Here is a 20,856-nt window from a genome sequence, read left to right as displayed (position 1 = left end):
GACGACCAGCCGATTCGACCGCCCGGGCTGGTGACATCACGGCGCCGGGCGAGGAAAATTTGACGGGTCGGGGGATCGTCGGGTGAGGCCACACACGCCCGACAGTACGAAAGGCCACGATCATGAACGACAAGGCCATCATGAACGACAAGGCCCTGAGTCAGGGCTCGAGCCATCTTCTCCTGCACGCCGAATCGGTGGCCCCGGTCGAGACACCGGTCCAGAAGGACGGCCCCTACCTGCCGGAGCTGACGGACATCGACCTGCTGGTCCGCGCGCCCGAGGCGCGGCGCGATTTCAACGTCGGCGGCTCGGGCGTCACCGTCGCCGTGCTGGACACCGGATTGCGCGGCAGCCACGTGGATTTCGCGGGCCGCGTGGTGCCGGGACGCAACGTCACCACCGGCCACGGCGGCGACGCGACGGACGCGACCGACCTGCACGGGCACGGAACCTCGGTCGCGGGCATCGTCTGCGCGGGTCGCATCCACACCGGGGTCGCACCGAACGCGCGCATCGTGCCGGTGAAGGTACTCGGCGACGATGGTCGCGGGCGCTTCGCCGATGTCGCGCGCGGGCTCGACTGGGTGCTCGACCATCGGATGACGCTGGGCATCTCCACGTTGTGCATGTCGCTCGGCGCCGCGGACAACAGGGCGACGGACACCGACCTGCCCGGCGACGCGATCGGCGCCTTGCTGCAGGAGCTGACCGACGCCGGCGTCGCGTGCTGTGTCTGCGCGGGCAACGAGTACCACGCGCACGGCGGGGTCCAGGGGATGAGCTATCCGGCGATCTTCCGGCAGACCCTGAGCGTGGGCGCCGTGTACGACGCGGACGAGGGACCGTTCCGGTACCCGGACGGGGCGAAGGCGTTCTCCACCCTGCCCGACCGGTTGACGCCGTTCTCGCAGCGGCTGCACCACAAGGTCGGCGGCCCGTGCGCGACGGACATCTTCGCGCCCGGATCGCCCGTGACCTCCGCGGGCATCCGCAACGACACCGGTGAGTCCATCCAGTACGGATCGAGCCGGGCGACGGCGGTGACGGCCGGCGTGGTCGCACTGCTGCAGTCCTTCCACCTGCGTACCACCGGGGAACTGCCGACGGTCGCCGACGTCAAGCGGTGGCTGTTGCGTGGGGCGACCGTCGTCTACGACGGCGACGACGAACACGACAATGTCGGACACACCGGGCTGACCTTCCCGAGGATCAGCGCAGTCGGGGCGCTGTTCGCGTGTGCCAAGGAGTTGGCGATGCGCGAACTCGTGTCGGCGGAGAGGTTGGCGGGGCAGCCACACTGATTGCGAAAGGTGTTGGTATGAAACGAAGAAAGACCCCGGATGGAAATCCGGGGTCCTTCTCGTCTGTCTCAACTCAGAGTGCGCGAGGGGGGACTTGAACCCCCACGTCCATTAGTAGGACACTAGCACCTCAAGCTAGCGCGTCTGCCATTCCGCCACTCGCGCTTGCGCACTCTCAATCTCGCTCGCCTGCTCGCTGCGTGCTGGGAAAGATTAACCCAGACCGGGCCAAAGGCCAAAATCGCGTCGTCAGCGCAGGTAAACGCAGGCAGGAGCGGAGCCTGCGGAGCGACCGGAGGGCACAGCCCGGTGGTAGGAAAGGGGAGTGCCCGACATCGATGACACTGTGAATTCCGTTCCCTCCCGCGCCGAATCCGAGGTCGTCGACCTCGTGAGTGCGCTGATCCGATTCGACACCTCCAACACCGGTGAGCTCGCGACCACCAAGGGTGAGCGGGAATGTGCGCAGTGGGTGGCCGCACAACTCGAGGAGGTCGGCTACGAGACGGTGTACGTCGAGTCCGGGCAACCGGGTCGCGGCAACGTCTTCGCCCGGCTCCGCGGGGCCGACCCCGACCGCGGCGCCCTGATGATCCACGGTCACCTCGACGTGGTGCCCGCCGAGCCGGCCGACTGGAGCGTGCACCCGTTCTCCGGTGCGGTCGAGGACGGGTACGTGTGGGGGCGCGGCGCCATCGACATGAAGGACATGGTCGGGATGACGCTCGCCCTGGCCAGGCAGTTCAAGGCCGAGGGCACCGTACCCCCACGCGACCTCGTGTTCGCGTTCCTCGCCGACGAGGAGGCGGGCGGGACCTGGGGTTCGCAGTGGCTGGTCGAGCACCGGCCGGACCTGTTCGACGGTGTCACCGAGGCGGTCGGGGAGGTCGGGGGCTTCTCGCTGAGCGTGGCGCGCCCGGACGGCACCGACGCGCGGCTCTACCTCGTCGAGACCGCCGAGAAGGGGCTCGGCTGGATGCGACTGACCGCGAAGGCGCGCGCCGGTCACGGTTCGTTCCTGCACGAGGACAATGCGGTGACCATCCTGGCCGAGGCGGTCGCGCGGCTCGGACGGCACACGTTCCCGCTGGTGGTGCCCGATTCGGTCGCGGAGTTCCTCGGCGCGGTCAGCGCGGAGACGGGGGTCGAGTTCGACCCGCACTCGCCGGACATCGACGGCACCCTCGCCAAGCTCGGTACCATCTCGCGGATCATCGGTGCCACCCTTCGCGACACCGCGAACCCGACCATGCTGCGGGCAGGCTACAAGGCGAACGTCATCCCGCAGACCGCCGAGGCGGTCGTGGACTGCCGGGTGTTGCCGGGCAGGCAGGCCGCGTTCGAGCGGGAGGTCGACGAGCTGATCGGTCCCGACGTGACGCGCGAGTGGATCACCAAGCTCGACTCGTACGAGACGACCTTCGACGGCCACCTGGTGGACGCGATGAACGACGCGATCCTCGCGCACGACCCGAACGGGCGCACCGTGCCCTACATGCTCTCCGGCGGGACCGACGCAAAGGCGTTCGCCAAGTTGGGAATTCGCTGCTTCGGCTTCGCGCCGCTGCAACTGCCTCCCGAGCTCGACTTCAGCGCGCTCTTCCACGGCGTGGACGAGCGGGTGCCGGTGGACGCACTAAAGTTCGGTACGCGGGTGCTCGAGCACTTCCTGATGAACAGCTGAGCCGCCCCGCCAGCCACTGGCGCCACCGACGAAAGGACTCCCATGTCACACGACCCGTATGGACCGCTGCCGGACCTGCCGACCTTCGAACTGACCTCGGAGCAGATCACAGAGGGCGGCGAGGTGCCCCCCGCACAGCGCAGCGGCATCTTCGGCGTCCCCGGCGGCGAGGACGTGTCCCCGCAGCTGTCCTGGTCGGGGTTCCCGCCCGAGACGAAGAGCTTCGCGGTGACGATGTTCGACCCGGACGCGCCGACCGCGTCGGGCTTCTGGCACTGGGCCGTCGCGAACATCCCGGCATCCGTCACCTCCCTCGCCGCGAACGCCGGTGACGGCACGGGCGCGGGGCTGCCCGCGGGTGCCGTCACCCTCAAGAACGACGGCGGGGGACACCGCTACCTGGGCTCGGCGCCGCCGGTCGGGCACGGCCCGCACCGCTACATCTTCGCCGTCCACGCCCTGAGCGTGGAGACCGTCGACGGCCTCGACGTGGACGCCACCCCGGCGTTCCTCGGCTTCAACCTGTTCAGCCACGCGATCGCGCGCGCCACCCTCACGGCCACCTTCGGTCACTGAGCCACACAAGGATTGAACGGGAATTCAGTGGTGACATCTTGTTCGAAAGTAATCACTGAGTTCCCGTTCGGCGGTCAGAGGCGGGCGCCGGCGTCGTGCAGGACCGTGCGGATCTGGCCCATGAGCGTCGCGCGCCCGCGGGTGAGTTGTCTGGCCTTGACGCGAATGACCCGCCATCCGGCCGCCTCGAGTGCGTTCCACCGCTCCACGTCCCGATTCCGCTGCGCCGAGTCGAAATGGTGGTCGCCGTCGTACTCGACGATCACCCGCCAACGCTCCCAGATCATGTCCACACGCCCGATGAACATGCCGTCCTTGGTGTGAACGGCGATCTGAGTGTCTGGACGAGGCAGGCCGGCGCGCACGATTGCCAGACGGGTCTTCGTCTCCCAAGGCGACTCCGCGCCCTCGTCGGACAGCGCGATCACCTCGCGGAGTTGGACGACTCCGCGTTCCCCGGGGTGCTGCGCGGTGAATACCGTCAGTTCGGCACGAGTGAGCTCGGTGGCCTGGTAGATGGCGTCGACGGCCTCTACCGCAGCATCGAGCGGCAGCTTGCGGCCGAGATCGAACGCAGTCCGAGCGGGGTCAGTCACCGGATAGGAGCCACGCAACCTGAACTCGGAAGCGGGTAACGAGTCGCGGTACAGGGTCAGGCCGCGCGGCGGGTACATGTGCTCGGCACGCGCTATCGCACCCGGGGTGTCCGCGGCGATCCACTTGGTTCCCCACAGCGCCGCCGCCGACCAGCCCGCGAGGACGCCCCGGCCGCCGGACCAACACCACACCGCCTGCGCGCGGACGACGGCGTCGAGCTCGATATCGCGGTGTAGGTAGGTGTCGGGGTAGATGCGCGTGTACTGGTGCCGGATCTGGTAGCGGTTGACGAGCCCCTGCTCGATTGCCGTCGAGGCACGGAACGGCACGAGAATTCTCCCCATGCCGACACAGTGGCATGGCCGACCGTTCGCGCCGGCGTGCGATCCTGGGGGTTTGGCCCGCTTGGGGATTGTTTCCGACTGCATCCACAGGCGTGAACGGGAAGTCAGTGGTCAACTTCAGTCCGAAACTGACCACTGAACTCCCGTTCAGTGTGCTGTCAGCGCCTGGTCTCGGCGCCGACCGCGTCGGCCAGGGACGCGTACCCGCCCGCGCGCAGCCGCTGAGCCAGGCCCTTGTGGATCCGCTTCATCCAGAACGGCCCGCCGTAGATGAAGCCGGTGTATCCCTGCACCAGCGAAGCGCCGGCGAGGATGCGTTCCCACGCCTGGTCGGCGGTCTCGATGCCGCCGACGGAGATCAGCGTGAGCCGGTCGCCGACTCGTGCGTACAGCCTGCGCAGCACCTCGAGCGACCGGTCGGCCACCGGGGCGCCGGAGACGCCGCCCGCGCCCAGCCCCACGACCTCGTGTTCGGGGGTCCGCAGACCGGCACGCGAGATGGTGGTGTTGGTCGCCACGATGCCGGCCAGACCCAGCTCCACCGCGAGGTCGGCGACCGCGTCGACGTCCTCGTCGGACAGGTCCGGCGCGATCTTCACCAGCACCGGCACGTCGACGCATTCCTGCACCGCGGTCAGCAGCGGGCGCAGCGACTCGACCGCCTGCAGGTCGCGCAGGCCGGGCGTGTTCGGCGAGCTGACGTTGACCACGAGGAAGTCGGCCAGCGGGCCGAGCAGTCGGGCGCTGGCGGCGTAGTCCGCGGCGGCATCAGCCGCGGCCACCACCTTGGTCTTGCCGATGTTCGCTCCGATCGGCACTCCGGTCTTGCGCAGGCGCAGCTGGTTCGCCGCATGCCCGGCGCCGTGGTTGTTGAAGCCCATCCGGTTGAGCAGCGCGCGGTCCGCGGGTAGACGGAACAGGCGCGGCGCCGGATTGCCCGGCTGTGCCTGCGCGGTCACCGTGCCGACCTCCGCGAAGCCGAATCCCAGTGCGCCCCAGACGTTCACGCCGGTGGCGTCCTTGTCGAACCCGGCGGCAAGGCCCAGCGGCGCCGGGAAGTCCACGCCGAACACTCGCGTGCGCAGCACCGGATCGGGCACGGTCAGGACCCGGGCGACCAGCGCGCGCACCGGTCCGACCACGGTGACCAGGCGCATCGCCGCGAACGCGAGGTGGTGCACACGTTCCGGCGGGATCAGGAACAGCAGGCGAAGGAGCAAGGCGTACAAGGGTTCTCTCCCTGGTGAGCGGTCGGCGACGACGGGGCGGTCGGGTGTCACTGTCCTCGGGTGTCGATGCGCTGCAGGCCGTCGCCCGCCCCCGACGCGACGTAGAGGGCGCCGGTCTTGCCGTCCACCGCGACCGCATTGGGCTGTCGGACGGTGGGGTAGCGGTGCTTCTCGACAGGGATCCCGCTGGACAGGTCGAAGCCGATCACCTCGTTGGTGGCGGTGACAGTGACCCACACCAGGTTCGTCGACTCGTCGACCGCGATCGCGTACGGCGAGTTCGGGACCGGGAACCGCTGGTGCATCATCAGCGGATCGGTGGTCAGCGAGATGAGTTCCCCGCCGGTGGTGTCGGTGACCAGGACCCGGCCGACGTGGTCGGTGACGAGATTGGTGGCACCCTCGCCGGCGCGCAGGGCCATACCGAGTCGGCCGTCGGCGAGCTTGACGTCGGTGACGGAGGTCTGCCTGCGGTCGAGCGCGGTGATCTTGTCGCCGGTGACGCCGAGCGCGTCGACCGAGACCAGACCGGTGACGCGGTGGGTCTCGGTGCCGTTCGCGTCGAGTTCGCGCACCGAACCGTCCGCGGTGCCGACCGCGAGCCGGCCGTCGCCGAGCAGGGCGACCGACTGGACGTCGCCGTCGACCGGTGTGGTCGAGGTTTCGCCGCTGGCGAGGTTCACCCGGACCACAGCCCGGCCGGCGGGCACCGCGACGGTGCCGTCGAGCGGCGCGCTGAGGTAGGCGACGCCACCGGGAAGGGCGATGTCGCGTCGCGGGATGTCGGTGAGTGCACCGGCCGGCGGCAGCGGCGATCCAGCCGCCGCGGCGGGCAGCAGGATCAGGTCGCGGGCGTCGGGTGTGAGCATGGCCACGGTGCCGTTGCTCGGGTCGAAGACGGTGGCCGCAACCGGCGTGTTGAGGGTGACGACGCCGCCGGCGGGCTGTCCCGAGACTGGCGGCGAGACCGCCGCGGTGGCCGCCTCGATGGTCTGGACCTTGTCGTTGTCACCACTCGAGGAACACCCGGTGACCAGCAATAACAGCGCTCCGGCCAGAACGGTCGTGGTGCGCGCAGCCGGTCGCCGCATGTACGTCTCCTCTGTTGCCGCTTCGTGGCCCGGAATCGTTGCCGACGCGCTGCGTGGTCCGGGGTCCACCGTGTCCGCCCCCTAGCATCCCTGATCGAGTTCCGCAGGCCGAAATCGAGTCGGACATTCGGACAAATCGGGGGTTACCGTGGGTAACACTTGGGGGGCCGGTCCACGACATTCGTGAGGGAAGGATCGGACATGGACGACGGTGATTTCGTGCTCGAAGACCTGACGGTCGGTGCCCACGCGCACGGCTTCGGTCGCAACGCGCAGGGCCAGGCGTTCGCATTCCGGGTGCGCGGCAGCACCCTCCACGTCGAGGTGTACCGCGACGACCTCGACGCGGACGTGCCGGAGAAGTCGGACGTCGTCGCGGTCGCCGAGCGCACCGTCAACGACATCGACCTCACCGACGCCCGCAGCATCGCGGCACTCGTCCGGGACGCCGTCGGGCAGGCGCGGCCGGTCGAGTCCGAGGAGGGGCCCGTGCGCGCCCTGCTCAGCCGGATCGGCACCGTCATCGACGGGTTCTAACGCGCCGGCCGCTTCGGCAGCACCAGATGCGCGCCCGTCTCCGGGTGGGTCAGTACCTCGACCGGGTGGCCGTAGACGCGGCTGAGCAGTTCCTCGCTGAGTACCTCCTGCGGAGTGCCGAGGGCCGCCAGGCGACCGCCGTCGAGCACCGCCACGGTGTCCGCGTAGGCGGCGGCGAGCGCCAGGTCGTGCAACACCACCACGACCGCTGCGCCGGCGCGGGCCCGATCGCGGGCCAGCTCCATCACCGCCTCCTGATGACCGAGGTCGAGGGCTGCCGTCGGTTCGTCCAGCAGCAGTGTGTCGGTGCGCTGGGCCAGCACCCGGGCCAGCGCCACGCGCGACCGTTCGCCGCCGGACAGCGCCGCGAAGGGGCGATCGGCGAACCGTTCGACGTCGCAGGCCGCCATCGCCTCCGACACCGCCACCTGGTCGTCGTCGCGGCGGGCGGTTCGGGCCCACGGCGCCCGGCCCATCCCGACCACCTCCCGTGCGGTGAACGAGAACCCGACCGTGTGCTGTTGTGGCAGAACCGCCCGGCGCCTGGACATCTCGGTGCCGGTCCACTCGCTCGCCGGCTTGCCGTCGAGTTCGACGTGGCCGCCGGCGATCAGGTGGTCGCCGGACAGCGCGGCGAGCAGGGTGGACTTGCCCGCACCGTTCGGCCCGACCAGCGCGAGTACCTCGCCGAGGCGCACGTCCAGCGACACCGAGTCGAGCACACGGCGACCGCCGCGGTCCACGCTCACCTCGACCGCCCGCATGCTCACCGACCCCGGAGCCGGACGCTCCGGCACCGGAAGGTCGCGGGCGAGCAGGTTGCGCAGTCGCGCGGACAACGTCGCCTTCACGCCCAACCACCCTGCTGACGGCGGGTGCGGCGCAGCATCCAGAAGAAGAACGGCCCGCCGACCAGGGAGGTCAGCATGCCCAGCGGCAGGTCGGCGTTGGGCACCAGGGTGCGCGCGCCGAGATCGGCCGCGAGCAGCACGATCGCGCCGCACAGCGCGCTGGCGGGGATCAGCATCCGGTGGCCGGGGCCGACGATCATCCGCATCAAGTGCGGCACGACCAGGCCGACGAACAGGATGATCCCGGTGAACGCGACCGAGGACGACACCAGCAGCGCGACCAGGACCACCGCGATCTGCCGCAGCCGTTCGACGTTCACGCCGAGGTGCCCGGCCGCGCTCTCGCCGAGGGCGAGCAGGTCCAGTTTCGGGGCCAGCAGCATGGTCAGGGCGATGCCGACCGCCGCCATCGGGGCCACCACCGCGACCGCATTCCACGTGGCGCCGTTGAGGCTGCCGAGCTGCCAGAACACGATCTGGTCGCGGGCCGCCGGGTCCGCGACGAAGGTGAAGAAGGCGATCAGGCCGCCCGCGAACGCGTTGATCGCGACGCCGGTGAGCACCAGCGTCACCACCTCGGTGCGGCCCTCGGACCGGGCGAGCAGATAGACCAGCGCCGTGGTGATCAGGCCGGTGACGAATGCGGCGGCCGCGACCGCCGGGCCCGCCACGAACGAGCCGCCGGTCACGATGACCGCGCTGGCGCCGACCGCCGCGCCCGCCGAGACGCCGATGACGCCGGGTTCGGCGAGCGGGTTGGCGAACACGCCCTGCAGCAGCGCGCCGGCGCAACCGAGTCCGGCGCCGACCACGATCGCCAGCGCGACCCGCGGGAACCGGACCTGCCAGAGCGTCACCTCACCTGCCGGATGCGAAGGCATCGGCCCGAGGTCGAGGCCGACCCGGTGCAGCACGCTGCCGATCACCTCGGCGGGCGACGTCGGGACCTGGCCGATGCAGGCCGAGACGAGCGCGAGCGCGAGCAGGCCGACGGCCAGAATGATCAGCACGGCCGCGCCGCCGACCCGCGCGTGGCCCGGTGCGGGTTTGCTCACTGCCGGTGCGGTCACTGCGGCGGCGGTCCGTACAACGCGGTTGCCAGCGCGCCCAGCACGTCACCGCTTCGGGGGCCGAAGCTCAGCAGCGCGCCGTCCGCCATGTCGACGACGCGCCGATTCTTGCCCGCGGGTGTCTGCGCGATGCCCGGGATCTTCGCCAACCCGTCGAGGCCGCCGATCGATTCGAGGCCGTTGGTCATCATCAGGAAGACGTCCGGGGCCGCCGCGATGAGTGCCTCGCTGGTGATCGGAGTGAACTGCTCCGTCAGACCGGCTGCCGTGCCGGCGTCGACGCCGCCGAGCGCCTCGATCAGCGAGTCGGCGCCCGAGCCGGGGCCGGCCATCATGGTGATCGCCGGGCCCCGCATGTAGAGGAAGGCGATCTTCGGCGGTGTCCCGTCCGTCGGCGCCATCGCACGGGCGGCGGCGATCTGGGTGGCCGTCCGGTCGCTGAGCGCCCGGCCCTGCTCCGGCAGACCGAGCGCGTCCGCGACGGCGCGGATCTGTGTCGGCACGCCGGCCAGGGTGCGGGTCGGGTCGAAGTAGACCACCGGGATGCCCGCCGCACGGAACTGATCCTGGACCGACCGCGGACCGATGCTGGTGTCGGTCAGAATGACCGTCGGGTGCAGCGCCAGGACGGCCTCGGCGGACAGCGACGCCCCGGAGGGCGTCACGTTGGGAACGGACTCGACCGCCGGGAACTTCGCGGCGGTGTCGCGGCCGACCAGGCGGTCTCCGAGCCCGAGCGCGTACACGGTCTCGGTGAGGGTGCCGTACCGGTCGGCGGCGACGATGCGACTGGTGTCGGTGATCGTCACGTCGACCCCGTCGAAGCTCCGCACGGTCACCGGGAGGGTGGACGCGGGATGCTCCGCGATCGGCTGCGGGTCGAGGCTGGCGAGGGTCGCCGTGGTGCGTCCGGAGCCGCCCGCACCGGCCGAGTCGTCGGTGGACCCGCACGCGGTGGTGGTCACCGCGGCGGCCAGCAGGACCGCGGCCACGCGGCCCAGCGTGCGGGTGCGCAACCGACTCACTTCACCAGGTAGGTGTCGATGTCTGCTTCGAGGTCGGCGAACAGGTCCCCGTTGAGCTGGTAGGCCAGCTTCACCTCGTCGATCAGGCGGTGCTGGTCCTCGTCGGACAGCGGGGCCGCGTCGAGCTTGGCGCGGTAGGCGTCCTTGTAGAGCTTCGGCTTCTCGATCTGGTCGAAGATGTAGAAGCGCAGGCCGTCGGTGGTGTAGCCGTAGGCGCGCTCGAGCATGCGGCGGATGATCTGGCCGCCCGACAGGTCGCCCATGTACCGGATGTAGTGGTGCGCGACGAACCCGGCGGGCCAGTCGAACGCGATCTCGTTGAGCCGCTCGATGTAGCGGGTCGTCGCGGGCAGGGCCGTGACCTGCGACCGCCAGTCGGCACCGAGCAGGAACTCGAGGTCGGCTTCGAGCGCCTCGGTGCGGAGGAGTTCGTCGTCGATGAACGGTGCCGCGACCGGGTGCTCGGCCTGGGCTCGGCCCGCTTCCTCGAGGGCGAGGTAGACCAGGTAGGTCTGCCCGAGGAGTGCGGCGTGGCCGGCCGGAGTGAGCTTGCCTGCCAGCAGGTCGCCGACGAAGCGGGACTGTTCGGTCTGGCGGTGCGCGGCGTCGGTCTCCGTCCGGATCCGCTCGGCGAGGCCGGGCGCGGTCGTGTCCGAATCGAGCGCTGTCATCTCTCAGTCCTTTTGTCGTCGTGAGGCCGGAGATACCGGCCGGACACTAGGTTAGCCTGCCCTTGGGTGTGGATTGTCGCGGGCCGCCCACCAGGCCCACCGCTCGATCCGGACCGCGATCACCGGCCCACCTGGACGCATGTCCGTGTACTGGGAGTACTTGTCCACCAGGGCGTCGACAGCGGCCGCACCTTCCTTCGACGTGGCGTCCGTCACATCGGCGGCGCCGTCCACCCGAACCCACCACAACCGGGTCCAGTCCTCGTCGTACGCGTCCACGAGAAGGGTCGCTCGACCGGTTGCCGCGACGTGGTCGAGGCGGCGCAGCCGGCGGGTGGACTTCGGCTTGTCGTCGACCGCCGAATACACGACGTCGCCGACGACCGCGAACACCACCGGGACCAGGTGGGGGAGGCCGTCGGCGGTGACGGTGCCGAGGCGCGCCACCCGGGCCTCGGCGAACCTGCGGCGTTGCTCCTGCGCCTGCACGGCCTCCAGGTTAGGCGCTGACGTCGTCGAGCGCGGCGGCGATCGCCGCGGGCAACTCGAGCTCCTCGGCGGCCAGCACGCCGGTGTGCTGCGCGTAGTCGCGGGCAGCGACGATCGCGCTCGCCACCCCCGGCCGGTCGCGCACCCATGCCAACGCGACCGCCAGCGGCGACGCACCGAGACCGTCCGCGGCGGTGACGACCGCGTCGACGACCCGGGCGGTGGCCTCCGTGAGGTACGCCGCGACCGCCTCCGCTCCGGTCTCCGACGCACCGCGCGAGTCGGCGGGGATCCCGTCGCGGTACTTGCCGGTCAGCACGCCCCCGGCCAGCGGGACCGCGGCGAGCAGCCCCACGCCGTGATGGTGCGCAGCGGGGAGCAGTTCGTCCTCGACACCGCGGGCGAGCAACGAGTACTCGGCCTGGGTGGCCACCAGATTCGTGCTCGACGCGGCGGTGGCGAGCTGCCAGCCGAGGTAGCCGCGCGCGCCGACGTAGCGGACCCGGCCGGTGGCGCTCGCGTACTCGAGCGCGGAGGCGACCTCGTCGACCGGGGTCAGCGGGTCCCAGGTGGCCACCTGCCAGAGGTCGAGGTGGTCGGTACCGAGCTCGCGCAGGGTGGCGTCGAGCTGGGCGATCAGCGCGCGCCGCGAGCAGTCGACGCCGTCGCGGCCGGGGTGGATGCCGCCGCTGCTGCTGAGCACCAGCGCGGAGCGGGGGACGACGTCGTCGAGCAACTCGGCGAGGATTCGTTGCGCCGTGCCGCCGCCGTAGAACGGTGACGAATCGACAAGCGTCCCACCGGCTTCGACGAACCCGAGGACCTGCGCCGCGGCCTCGTCCCCGTCGGTGTCCCGGCCCCACGCCAGGGTGCCGAGGCCGATCCGCGATACCCGCAGCCCGCTGTTGCCGACGGTGCGCTGCCTCATAGTTCGATCACCACAAGTCCTGCAGCGTAGTGCCGCGGTGAGCCGCGCGCCGCACGGACTCTCCGGGTACGGTCCTGTGCGTGATTCCTCGACCCGCCCCGTCCGTGACACACGCTTTCGACGTTCCGGGGGCCGGCCGGTGATCGGAGAGTCGATGACCTGGTTGCAGGCCGTCGTCCTCGGCGTCGTCCAGGGTCTGACGGAGTTCCTGCCGATCTCGTCGTCGGGGCACCTGCGCATCGTGTCCGAACTGTTCTGGCAGGACGACGCGGGCGCATCGTTCACCGCGGTGACCCAGCTCGGTACCGAGGCGGCCGTGCTCGTCTACTTCGCGCGCGACATCGCCCGCATCGTGACGGCCTGGCTGCGCGGACTGCGCGATCCGGACCGGCGCGGGCACGACTACAAGATGGGCTGGTACGTCATCGTCGGCACCATCCCCGTCGGCGTGCTCGGCTTCCTGTTCAAGGACCAGGTCCGTACCGGCGCCCGCAACCTGTGGCTGGTCGCCACCATGCTCATCGTCTTCGCGCTCGTCATCGCCGCCGCCGAGTACTACGGCAGAAAGCGAAGGCCCATCGAGGAATTGACGCTCAAGGACGGCATCGTGATGGGATCCGCGCAGGCGCTCGCGCTGATCCCCGGCGTCTCCCGGTCCGGCGGCACGATCAGCGCGGGCCTGTTCCTCGGGCTGACCCGCGAGGCCGCGGCCCGGTACTCGTTCCTGCTCGCCATCCCGGCGGTCACCGCGGCCGGGCTGTTCAGCCTTCCCGACGCGTTCGAGCCGGCGGGGGAGGGACTCAACGCCAGTGGCGCGCAACTGATCGTCGCCACAGTCATCGCCTTCGTCATCGGCTACGCCACCATCGCCTGGCTGCTGCGCTTCGTGGTCAACCACTCGATGTACTGGTTCGTCGGCTACCGCATCGTCGTCGGCGTCGCGCTGCTGGTCCTGCTCGGCACGGGCGTCGTCGCGGCGACCTAGTCGACGCGCGCCCTAGGCTGGTCCCATGACGGTGATCCTGCTCCGGCACGGCCGGTCCACGGCCAACACCTCCGGCACCCTCGCCGGCCGCACGCCGGGCGTCGACCTCGACGACCGGGGACGCGAGCAGGCCGAGGCGATCGTCGGCAGACTCGGCGGCCTCGACGTGACCGCGATCGTGCGTTCGCCGCTGCTCCGCTGCCAGAACACGGTCGCTCCGCTCGCCGACAAACTCGGTCTGGTCCCGGTCGCCGACGACGCACTGGTCGAGGTGGACTACGGGACCTGGACGGGCCGGCCGATCAAGGAACTGCTCGACGAGCCGCTGTGGAAAGTGGTGCAGCAGCACCCGTCCGGCGCGGTCTTCCCGGACGGCGAGGGTCTCGCGCAGGTGCAGGCTCGGGCGGTCGCCGCGGTGCGGGCGCACGACGCCCGCCTGGCCGCCGAACACGGCAAGGACGTGCTGTGGGTGGCGTGCAGTCACGGCGACGTCATCAAGTCGGTGCTGGCGGACGCGCTCGGCACACACCTCGACGGGTTCCAGCGGATCGTCGCCGAACCGGCCTCGATCAGCGTGATCCGCTACACCGCGACACGCCCGTTCGTGCTCCGCATGAACGACACGGGGTCGGACCTGTCGAGCCTGAACGGCGGCGCCCCGGCGAAGCCCGTGGGGGTGGACTCCTCCGACGCCGTGCCCGGCGGTGAGGTGGGAACCGGCGCGAGGGCGGATAATGAGAGCGAGTAGGCCTCGAGGCCGTCAATCTGAGGGGCGAGGATCCGACCAGGTGGAGGTGTAGATGTCCCGCGCAATTCACGTATTTCGCACCCCCGATCGATTCATCGCCGGAACCGTCGGGGAACCGGGTGACCGGGCGTTCTACCTGCAGGCGATCCACGAGTCCCGGGTGGTGAGCGTTGCGCTGGAGAAGCAGCAGGTGCAGGTTCTCGCGGACCGGATGGGGTTGCTGCTCGACGAGGTGCACCGCCGCTTCGGTACCGACATCCCGCCCGAGGAGTCCGACCTCGAGGACACCAGCCCACTGGTGATGCCGGTCGACGCCGAGTTCCGGGTCGGGACGATGGGTCTCGGCTGGGATTCCGACGCGGGCGCGGTCGTGGTGGAACTGCTCGCGGTCAGCGAGTCCGAGGTCGACGAGTCGGTCGTCCTCGACGACGTGGACGAGGGCCCGGACGCGGTGCGGGTGTTCCTCACCCCGGAGCAGGCCCGCGAGTTCGCGCTGCGGTCGGAACGGGTGATCTCGGCCGGCCGGGCGCCGTGCCCGCTGTGCGGTGAACCGCTCTCACCCGAGGGACACGTCTGCATCCGGACCAACGGCTACCGGCGCGGCGCGACGTTCGGCCGCGCCGACGAAACCGCCGAGGAGACCTAGCCGTTGACCGCCGACCACTTCGAGATCGAGGACCCCGACCCGCTCGCGACCGGTGAGCTGACGGTGCTCGGCCGGATCGTGACCGCCAGCAACGCGACGCTGGTCTGCGAGGCGAGCGCCAACGGGCAGAGCCTGCGCTGCGTGTACAAGCCGGTGCGCGGCGAACGACCGCTGTGGGACTTCCCGGACGGCACCCTGGCGGGCCGTGAGGTCGCGTCGTACCTGGTCTCGGAGGAACTGGGCTGGGGTGTCATCCCCCGCACGATCCTGCGTGACGGTCCGTACGGCCGCGGCATGGTCCAGCGTTGGGTGGACACCCCCGAACCCACCGGCGAACTCGGCGAACGGCTCGACCTGGTCGACGTGTGCCCGCCCGACCAGGTGCCGGAGGGGTGGTTCCAGGTGCTGCGCGCCTACGACGGCGAGGGCGAGGAGGTCGCGCTGATCCACGCCGACGACCCGCGGTTGCAACGGATGGCGGTACTCGACGTGTTGCTCAACAACGCCGACCGCAAGGGCGGGCACGCACTGGAGGGAACCGACGGGTCGGTGTACGGCGTCGACCACGGAATCTGTTTGCACACCGAGGACAAGCTCCGCACGGTGCTGTGGGGGTGGGCCGGTCAGGGTGTCCGCGGCGACCTGCTGGTGGACGTCGAGACGCTGGCGGGCTCGCTGAACGGGGAGTTCGGCGACCGGCTCGGCGAGTACGTGACGGTCGCGGAGGTCGACGCCCTGCGCGCTCGCGCCGAGGCCATGCTGGCCGAGCCGGTGATGCCGCTGCCGTCCGGGCACCGCCGCATCCCGTGGCCGGCCTTCTGAAACCGACGCCTGCGGGCCGCCCGGTCGGCGCTCGGATAGGCTCGGCGGCATGCAGTCCTGGTCCGAAGTAGCCGTTCCGTCCGTTCCCGGTCAGGGGCCGCCGCTGCGGCTGTTCGACACCGCGGACCGTCGGGTCCGGCCGGTGACACCCGGTGACACCGCCACCATGTACGTGTGCGGAATCACCCCGTACGACGCCACCCACCTCGGGCACGCCGCGACCTACCTCGCCTTCGATCTGGTGAACCGGCTCTGGCGCGACGCCGGGCACAACGTGCACTACGTGCAGAACGTCACCGACGTCGACGACCCGCTGTTCGAGCGCGCCAACCGCGACGGCGAGGACTGGGTGGTACTCGGTATGCGGGAGACCGCGCTCTTCCGTGAGGACATGGAGGCGCTGCGGGTGCTGCCGCCGCGGGACTACATCGGCGCGGTGGAGTCGGTGAACGAGGTCGTCGAGATGGTGGAGAAGCTGCTCGCGGCCGGCGCGGCGTACATCGTCGACGACGCCGAGTACCCGGACGTCTACTTCCGGGCGGACGCCACCGAGCAGTTCGGCTACGAGTCCGGCTACGACCGCGAGACGATGGAACGCTTCTTCGCCGAGCGCGGCGGCGACCCGGACCGGCACGGAAAGCAGGACCGACTCGACGCGCTGGTGTGGCGTGCGCAGCGGCCGGGCGAACCGTCGTGGCCGTCGCCGTTCGGTGCCGGCCGACCGGGCTGGCACATCGAGTGCTCGGCAATCGCGTTGAACCGCATCGGTTCCGGGTTCGACGTGCAGGGCGGCGGCAGCGACCTGATCTTCCCGCATCACGAGTTCTCCGCCGCGCACGCGGAATCGCTTGTGCTCGAACGCCGTTTCGCCCGGCACTACGTGCACGCCGGGATGATCGGCCTGGACGGCGAGAAGATGTCCAAGAGCCGCGGGAACCTGGTGTTCGTCTCGAAGCTGCGCGGCGAGGGCGTGGACCCGATGGCGATCCGCCTCGGCCTGCTCTCCGGCCACTACCGAACCGACCGGGCCTGGACCGGCGAGGTGCTCGCCGACGCCGAGCGGCGCCTGGACCTGTGGCGCCGCGCCGCGGCCCGTCCGACCGCGCAGTCGGCCGAGGACACCGTCGCCAGGCTGCGTCAGCACCTGGCCGACGATCTGGACACTGCGAAGGCGATCGACGCGGTCGACGGCTGGGCCACCCGCGCAGTCGAGCACGGTGGTTCGGACGCGGCGGCACCCGGCCTGCTCGCGGACGCGGTGGACGCCCTGCTGGGTGTGTCGCTGCACTGATCGGCGCTGGCGACACCGCCCTCGGAACAGGAGCTCTCACGCACATGGACACGGACCGGTTCTTCGAGTGGGCAACCAAGTCCTTCGAGGTGCTCGGGGTCCTGTCGATGGTCGTGGGATTCGTCTTCGCGTTCCTGCTCGCCGCGCTGACATGGAAGCGGACCTCCGACGGCGCGCGGGCGTTCAGGACGCTGCGTGAGTCGCTCGGCGGGGCGATCCTGCTCGGCCTCGAACTGCTCGTCGCGGCGGACATCGTCAAGACCGTCACGTCGACGCCCTCGCTGACGGACGCGGCCGTCCTCGGAATGATCGTGCTGATCCGGACGGTGCTGAGCCTGTCGATCGAGGTCGAGATCGAGGGGGTCGCGCCATGGCGGCGAGCGCTGACCACCGGGCCGCAGGTGCTTGCCCGTGCGGCCCGGCGGTCTGCGCAACCGGAACCCGGTACGACGGACTAGCGAACCGGAGCGGGGGAGCGCACGGGCTCGTCCCAGTCGATCACGTACCGCTGCTCGACGCCCATCGTCTTCTCCAAGTTCATGGTCTTGAACACGATCGGCAGCAGCAGCGGCATGATCCGCCGGGCTACCGGCCCCGGCGTCTTCGTATGGTTGATCTTGGCGCCGCGGGCCGCGATCTTCTCGACTCGGGCCCTGCGCAACCCCTCGTAGGCGGTGAACGCGGAGGACGGGTCGGGCAGGTCGCGCAGGCAGCGGGCGAGCTCGATCGCGCTCTCGATCGCCAGTGACGCGCCCTGGCCGGTGCTGTTCGAGGGCGCGTGCACGGCGTCGCCGACGAGCACCATCGCGCCGCGGTGCCAGTGCGGGACGGGCGGCATGATGTGCAGCGCGCCAATCACTTCCAGAGTGTCTGCAGTGGTTCGCTCGGCCAGGACGCCACCTGGCTCGTCGCCCGCGTAGGTCTCCCGGAGGGTGCGTAGCCAGTCCTCGGCGGGAATCTGCCGGGCCTGCGTGATGGTCAGGTACTGCGGCGACGGCAGATTCGCACCCCACGCGACGCCGCCGCCGGGCAGCGGCCAGTACAGGTAGTAGGCGCGCTTGCCGAAGGCGAAGGTCATCGCCCCGGGTCGGGTGTCGAGATCGACGTCGGCGACGCCCCCGAAGCCGAGCATGCCGGTGTAGCCGGCCGCGGGCGCGTTCGGATCGATGAGGGTGCGAACCGTGGACCGGACCCCGTCGGCACCGATCAGGACGTCCGCGTGAGCCGAGCTTCCGTCGGCGAAGCGGGCGGTGATGCCCGGGTCGGTGTCCTCGACGCCCACCAGTCGCTTGTCGTACTGGAAGCGGACGCCCGCCGTGACCGCGCGGTCGTGCAGGACCCGGTGCAGGTCACCGCGATCGACCAACTGCAGCGGTGGCAGCCCGGAGAGTGCGGGCATCGTGCCCAGGCTGCGTCCCCCGACGGACATCGCGGTGGACGGGATCGGCGTCGCGATGGCGCGGACCGCGTCGTCGGCGCCGATGATGCTCAGGGCGGCAAGCCCGTTCGGTGCCAGGGCGAGGGTGCCGCCGATCCCGTTCGACTCGGCGGGATACGCCTCGTAGACGGTCGCGTCGATGCCGGCGCGGCGGAGGGCGGTCGCGGTGACGGGCCCGGCGATGCCGCCGCCGATCACGAGTGCGGTTCTGACTGCGGACATGGTTGTACTCCTGTGTGGTGGGCCGCGACGGTCGTCGCGGGTCACCCGGCGGGAGCGGACCCGGCTATTCTTGCGGTTGCCACCTCGTGGCCGGATTCGTCTCTCACCAGGCGTCGGTTCGAGGAAACGGTCCCGGCGGCGGTGTTGCCGCACCCCGCCGGGACCAGGTCTGATCAGTGGTCCGGGATCGACCCCCTCTCGGCGATCTCGGTCAGTTCGGGCGGGATGTCGCCGGTGGTGTGCCAGGCCTGCCAGGCGGCCAGGTCGGGATAGCTGCCGGAGGTCAGTTCGGCCAGCAGCGCGCGCACCCAGTTCGCCTCGGCCTCGGTCATGGCGACGGCGTACTCGTTCTCCGCCAGGAACAGTCGGGGAATCTCCTTGCCGTGCAGGGCGATCGACGCCCGCTGCGCGGTGACCGACTGCTCGAGCCGGTCGAGCCGGGAGCGCAGCAGCGTGCTCGCCTCCTGGGGTGCCAGCGCGGCGAGCACGGACAGACCGGCGGCGAACTTGGGATGCTCCGGCTGGGGGGTCGAGATCAGCTCTCGCGTCCAGTCGAGCAGTTCCTCGCGGCCGGCATCGGTGATCCGGTAGACGGTGCGTTCGGGCCGCGAGCCCGCTCGGGTCACGCCGACCGATTCCAGGAAGCCGTGCTTCTCCATGTTCTGGACCACGGTGTAGAGCGAGCCCCACTTGATGTCCATGTCCTGGTCTTTACCGCGCTCGCGCATGATCGAGGCCATCTCGTAGCGGTGCATCGGTCGCTGGTACACCGTGGCCAGCACGGCCAGTGCCAGCAGATTCGAGACCTTGCGCGGTTTCGCCATGGTCGACCCCTTCATCAATTACTCGCCTACGAATATACGTAGACGAGTAATTGTGGGCAAGGGTCGGCCGGGATCAGTCGGCGGCCGGTTGGATGTTCTGGTTGACGTGGAAGAGGTTGTTCGGGTCGTAGCGGTGTTTGACCTGCGCGAGCCGGTCGTAGTTGCCGCGGTATGCGGCCCGGATCCGGTCCTGACCCTCGTCCATCATGAAGTTGACGTACGCGCCGCCGGCGGATGTCGGGTGCAGGTGTTCCCAGTAGTCCTTGGCCCAGCGGGTGATGACGTCCGCGTTGCCGGGATCCGGGTCGACACCGACGATCACGCCCGCCCAGCCGCCGTCGCGGTACGCGAACGCCGTCGCGTCGTCCGGAACGCGGGCCGCAGCGCCGTCGATGGGGTAGAGGTGCATGGTGGAGTGCCCGGTCGGCAGCTGCGCCCCGAACTGCGCGTGCACGTCGATCGCGGCGTCGGAGATCTCGTTGAAGAAGTCCGCTCGCCAGTACCATTGCAGCCCAGCCGGATACAGTCCGTCGAAGGCGCTCTGCAACACGTTGAACGGCATCGGCCCGATCCCGACCAGCAGCGGGGTGCCGTGCGATCGGATCGGTTCGAGCGCCGCGTCGGCGTCCTCGTGCGGACCGGTGTAGCACCATACGATTCCGCACGCCTTGCGTCCCCAGATCTCCTCGGGGAACGGCGGTGCCGGCGGCACCGTCATCACGCAGATCCAGCCGCTGAGCTCCTCCGGCAGCGACGGCAGCAGCTCGCGGTACCAGCGCATCACCTCGGGGGCGTCGCCGAGGTCGTAGAGCACCGGACCGCCGATGATCACCCCGGCCTCGCCGATGTCGTGGCAGCGGAAGGTGAACGAGATGACGACCCCGAAGTTTCCGCCACCGCCGCGCAACGCCCAGAACAGGTCTGGGTGCGTGTTCTCGTCGGCCCGCACGAGGCTGCCGTCGGCCAGCACGACGTCGGCGGCGAGCAGGTTGTCGACGGTGAGCCCGAACCGGCGGGACAGGTAGCCGATGCCACCGCCCAGGGTGAGCCCGCCGACTCCCGTGGAGGCGAGAAATCCTGAGGGCGTGGCCATTCCGAATGCGACCGTGGCGTGGTCGACGTCGCCCCAGGTGCAGCCGCCGTCGACGCGGACCGTGTGGCTTGCGGGGTCGACGGTCACGCTGTGCATCGGCGAGAGGTCGACGACCAGGGCGTCGTCCCACACGCCGAGCCCGCCCGCGTTGTGCCCCCCGCCGCGGACCGCGACCTCGAGGCCGTGTTCGCGGGCGAACCGCACGCAGGCCACCACGTCCGCGGCGTCGCGGCAGCGTGCGACGGCGGCCGGCCGGCGGTCGATCATGGCGTTGTAGACGGCGCGCGCCTGCTCGTAGCCGTCCCGGTCGGGGGTGATCAGGTCGCCGCGCAGGACGGCACGCAGCGGCTCGAAGGTCAGTGTGGTGGTCATGGTGAGCTCCCGGGTGCGG

22 protein-coding genes and 1 tRNA gene are annotated in these 20,856 nt (G+C 70.4%); 10 read left to right on the top strand and 13 right to left on the bottom strand.

What is annotated here, in order from left to right; genetic code table 11:
• Positions 1 to 122: 122 nt before the first annotated feature.
• Entirely contained in the window at positions 123 to 1,304 is a 1,182-nt protein-coding gene (locus FK531_RS15265; RefSeq protein WP_142100727.1) for a S8 family peptidase, read from the top strand.
• A 79-nt stretch (positions 1,305 to 1,383) separates the two neighbouring features.
• Here FK531_RS15265 and FK531_RS15260 read toward each other — a convergent pair.
• A tRNA-Leu gene (locus FK531_RS15260) sits at positions 1,384 to 1,469 on the bottom strand.
• Positions 1,470 to 1,650: 181 nt separating this feature from the next.
• Between FK531_RS15260 and FK531_RS15255 the strand changes: the two genes are divergently transcribed.
• Positions 1,651 to 2,988, top strand: coding sequence for a M20/M25/M40 family metallo-hydrolase (locus tag FK531_RS15255; protein WP_246098176.1), 1,338 nt, complete (start codon positions 1,651 to 1,653; stop codon positions 2,986 to 2,988).
• A 42-nt stretch (positions 2,989 to 3,030) separates the two neighbouring features.
• Entirely contained in the window at positions 3,031 to 3,564 is a 534-nt protein-coding gene (locus FK531_RS15250) for a YbhB/YbcL family Raf kinase inhibitor-like protein (RefSeq protein WP_142100725.1), read from the top strand.
• 74 nt (positions 3,565 to 3,638) lie between these two features.
• Here the strand turns inward: FK531_RS15250 and FK531_RS15245 are convergent, their stop codons facing one another.
• The 3 genes from FK531_RS15245 to FK531_RS15235 all read right to left on the bottom strand — a co-directional run bounded on the left by FK531_RS15245 (position 3,639) and on the right by FK531_RS15235 (position 6,825).
• Positions 3,639 to 4,505 (bottom strand): endonuclease domain-containing protein, encoded by an 867-nt coding sequence (locus FK531_RS15245; protein ID WP_142100723.1) that lies wholly within the window; start codon positions 4,503 to 4,505, stop codon positions 3,639 to 3,641.
• Between the two features lie 158 nt (positions 4,506 to 4,663).
• Positions 4,664 to 5,734 (bottom strand): quinone-dependent dihydroorotate dehydrogenase, encoded by a 1,071-nt coding sequence (locus FK531_RS15240; RefSeq protein WP_142100721.1) that lies wholly within the window; start codon positions 5,732 to 5,734, stop codon positions 4,664 to 4,666.
• 47 nt (positions 5,735 to 5,781) lie between these two features.
• On the bottom strand, positions 5,782 to 6,825 hold the full coding sequence (locus tag FK531_RS15235; RefSeq protein ID WP_142100720.1) for a YncE family protein: 1,044 nt from the start codon (positions 6,823 to 6,825) through the stop codon (positions 5,782 to 5,784).
• 201 nt (positions 6,826 to 7,026) lie between these two features.
• Here FK531_RS15235 and FK531_RS15230 point away from each other — a divergent pair, with 201 nt between their 5' ends.
• Complete coding sequence (locus tag FK531_RS15230) at positions 7,027 to 7,362, top strand: hypothetical protein (RefSeq protein WP_142100718.1); 336 nt, start codon at positions 7,027 to 7,029, stop codon at positions 7,360 to 7,362.
• On the opposite strand, the gene FK531_RS15225 is transcribed toward FK531_RS15230, so the two are convergent.
• The 6 genes from FK531_RS15225 to FK531_RS15200 form a co-directional block, all read right to left on the bottom strand.
• Positions 7,359 to 8,126, bottom strand: a complete 768-nt coding sequence (locus FK531_RS15225) for a heme ABC transporter ATP-binding protein (RefSeq protein ID WP_142100854.1) — start codon at positions 8,124 to 8,126, stop codon at positions 7,359 to 7,361. The two genes, FK531_RS15230 and FK531_RS15225, sit on opposite strands and share 4 nt — an antisense overlap.
• Positions 8,127 to 8,209: 83 nt before the next feature.
• Entirely contained in the window at positions 8,210 to 9,268 is a 1,059-nt protein-coding gene (locus FK531_RS15220) for a FecCD family ABC transporter permease (protein WP_142100852.1), read from the bottom strand.
• A gap of 11 nt (positions 9,269 to 9,279) precedes the next feature.
• Positions 9,280 to 10,275 carry a heme/hemin ABC transporter substrate-binding protein gene (locus FK531_RS15215; protein ID WP_142100716.1) on the bottom strand — a complete coding sequence of 332 codons (996 nt, stop codon included), beginning with the start codon at positions 10,273 to 10,275 and terminating at the stop codon, positions 9,280 to 9,282.
• Positions 10,276 to 10,304: 29 nt separating this feature from the next.
• Positions 10,305 to 10,979 (bottom strand): biliverdin-producing heme oxygenase, encoded by a 675-nt coding sequence (locus tag FK531_RS15210; RefSeq protein ID WP_142100714.1) that lies wholly within the window; start codon positions 10,977 to 10,979, stop codon positions 10,305 to 10,307.
• A gap of 51 nt (positions 10,980 to 11,030) precedes the next feature.
• Complete coding sequence (locus FK531_RS15205) at positions 11,031 to 11,468, bottom strand: TIGR03668 family PPOX class F420-dependent oxidoreductase (protein WP_142100712.1); 438 nt, start codon at positions 11,466 to 11,468, stop codon at positions 11,031 to 11,033.
• A gap of 10 nt (positions 11,469 to 11,478) precedes the next feature.
• Positions 11,479 to 12,396, bottom strand: coding sequence for an aldo/keto reductase (locus FK531_RS15200; protein ID WP_142100710.1), 918 nt, complete (start codon positions 12,394 to 12,396; stop codon positions 11,479 to 11,481).
• Between the two features lie 142 nt (positions 12,397 to 12,538).
• Between FK531_RS15200 and FK531_RS15195 the strand changes: the two genes are divergently transcribed.
• From FK531_RS15195 to FK531_RS15170, 6 genes are read left to right on the top strand one after another with little or no spacing between them, the layout of a single operon-like run.
• Positions 12,539 to 13,381, top strand: a complete 843-nt coding sequence (locus FK531_RS15195) for an undecaprenyl-diphosphate phosphatase (RefSeq protein WP_181762983.1) — start codon at positions 12,539 to 12,541, stop codon at positions 13,379 to 13,381.
• 25 nt (positions 13,382 to 13,406) lie between these two features.
• Positions 13,407 to 14,129 carry a histidine phosphatase family protein gene (locus FK531_RS15190; RefSeq protein ID WP_142100706.1) on the top strand — a complete coding sequence of 241 codons (723 nt, stop codon included), beginning with the start codon at positions 13,407 to 13,409 and terminating at the stop codon, positions 14,127 to 14,129.
• A gap of 52 nt (positions 14,130 to 14,181) precedes the next feature.
• Positions 14,182 to 14,775, top strand: a complete 594-nt coding sequence (locus FK531_RS15185; RefSeq protein ID WP_142100704.1) for a DUF3090 domain-containing protein — start codon at positions 14,182 to 14,184, stop codon at positions 14,773 to 14,775.
• Positions 14,776 to 14,778: 3 nt separating this feature from the next.
• Positions 14,779 to 15,597 carry an SCO1664 family protein gene (locus FK531_RS15180; RefSeq protein WP_246098174.1) on the top strand — a complete coding sequence of 273 codons (819 nt, stop codon included), beginning with the start codon at positions 14,779 to 14,781 and terminating at the stop codon, positions 15,595 to 15,597.
• A gap of 49 nt (positions 15,598 to 15,646) precedes the next feature.
• Entirely contained in the window at positions 15,647 to 16,888 is a 1,242-nt protein-coding gene (mshC, locus tag FK531_RS15175; RefSeq protein WP_142100702.1) for a cysteine--1-D-myo-inosityl 2-amino-2-deoxy-alpha-D-glucopyranoside ligase, read from the top strand.
• A 44-nt stretch (positions 16,889 to 16,932) separates the two neighbouring features.
• Positions 16,933 to 17,346 carry a DUF1622 domain-containing protein gene (locus FK531_RS15170; RefSeq protein WP_142100701.1) on the top strand — a complete coding sequence of 138 codons (414 nt, stop codon included), beginning with the start codon at positions 16,933 to 16,935 and terminating at the stop codon, positions 17,344 to 17,346.
• On the opposite strand, the gene FK531_RS15165 is transcribed toward FK531_RS15170, so the two are convergent.
• The 3 genes from FK531_RS15165 to FK531_RS15155 all read right to left on the bottom strand — a co-directional run bounded on the left by FK531_RS15165 (position 17,343) and on the right by FK531_RS15155 (position 20,837).
• Complete coding sequence (locus FK531_RS15165) at positions 17,343 to 18,548, bottom strand: FAD-dependent oxidoreductase (RefSeq protein WP_142100699.1); 1,206 nt, start codon at positions 18,546 to 18,548, stop codon at positions 17,343 to 17,345. The genes FK531_RS15170 and FK531_RS15165 overlap by 4 nt on opposite strands.
• A gap of 173 nt (positions 18,549 to 18,721) precedes the next feature.
• Positions 18,722 to 19,372 (bottom strand): PadR family transcriptional regulator, encoded by a 651-nt coding sequence (locus FK531_RS15160; protein ID WP_142100697.1) that lies wholly within the window; start codon positions 19,370 to 19,372, stop codon positions 18,722 to 18,724.
• Between the two features lie 73 nt (positions 19,373 to 19,445).
• Positions 19,446 to 20,837, bottom strand: coding sequence for an FAD-binding oxidoreductase (locus tag FK531_RS15155; protein ID WP_142100695.1), 1,392 nt, complete (start codon positions 20,835 to 20,837; stop codon positions 19,446 to 19,448).
• Positions 20,838 to 20,856 lie beyond the last annotated feature (19 nt).

It is taken from the genome of Rhodococcus spelaei (assembly GCF_006704125.1).
Classification (GTDB): Bacteria; Actinomycetota; Actinomycetes; order Mycobacteriales; family Mycobacteriaceae; genus Rhodococcus_G; species Rhodococcus_G spelaei.
The sequence above is the reverse complement of the archived record's forward strand: the minus strand, read 5'-3'. Positions and strand labels throughout refer to the sequence as shown.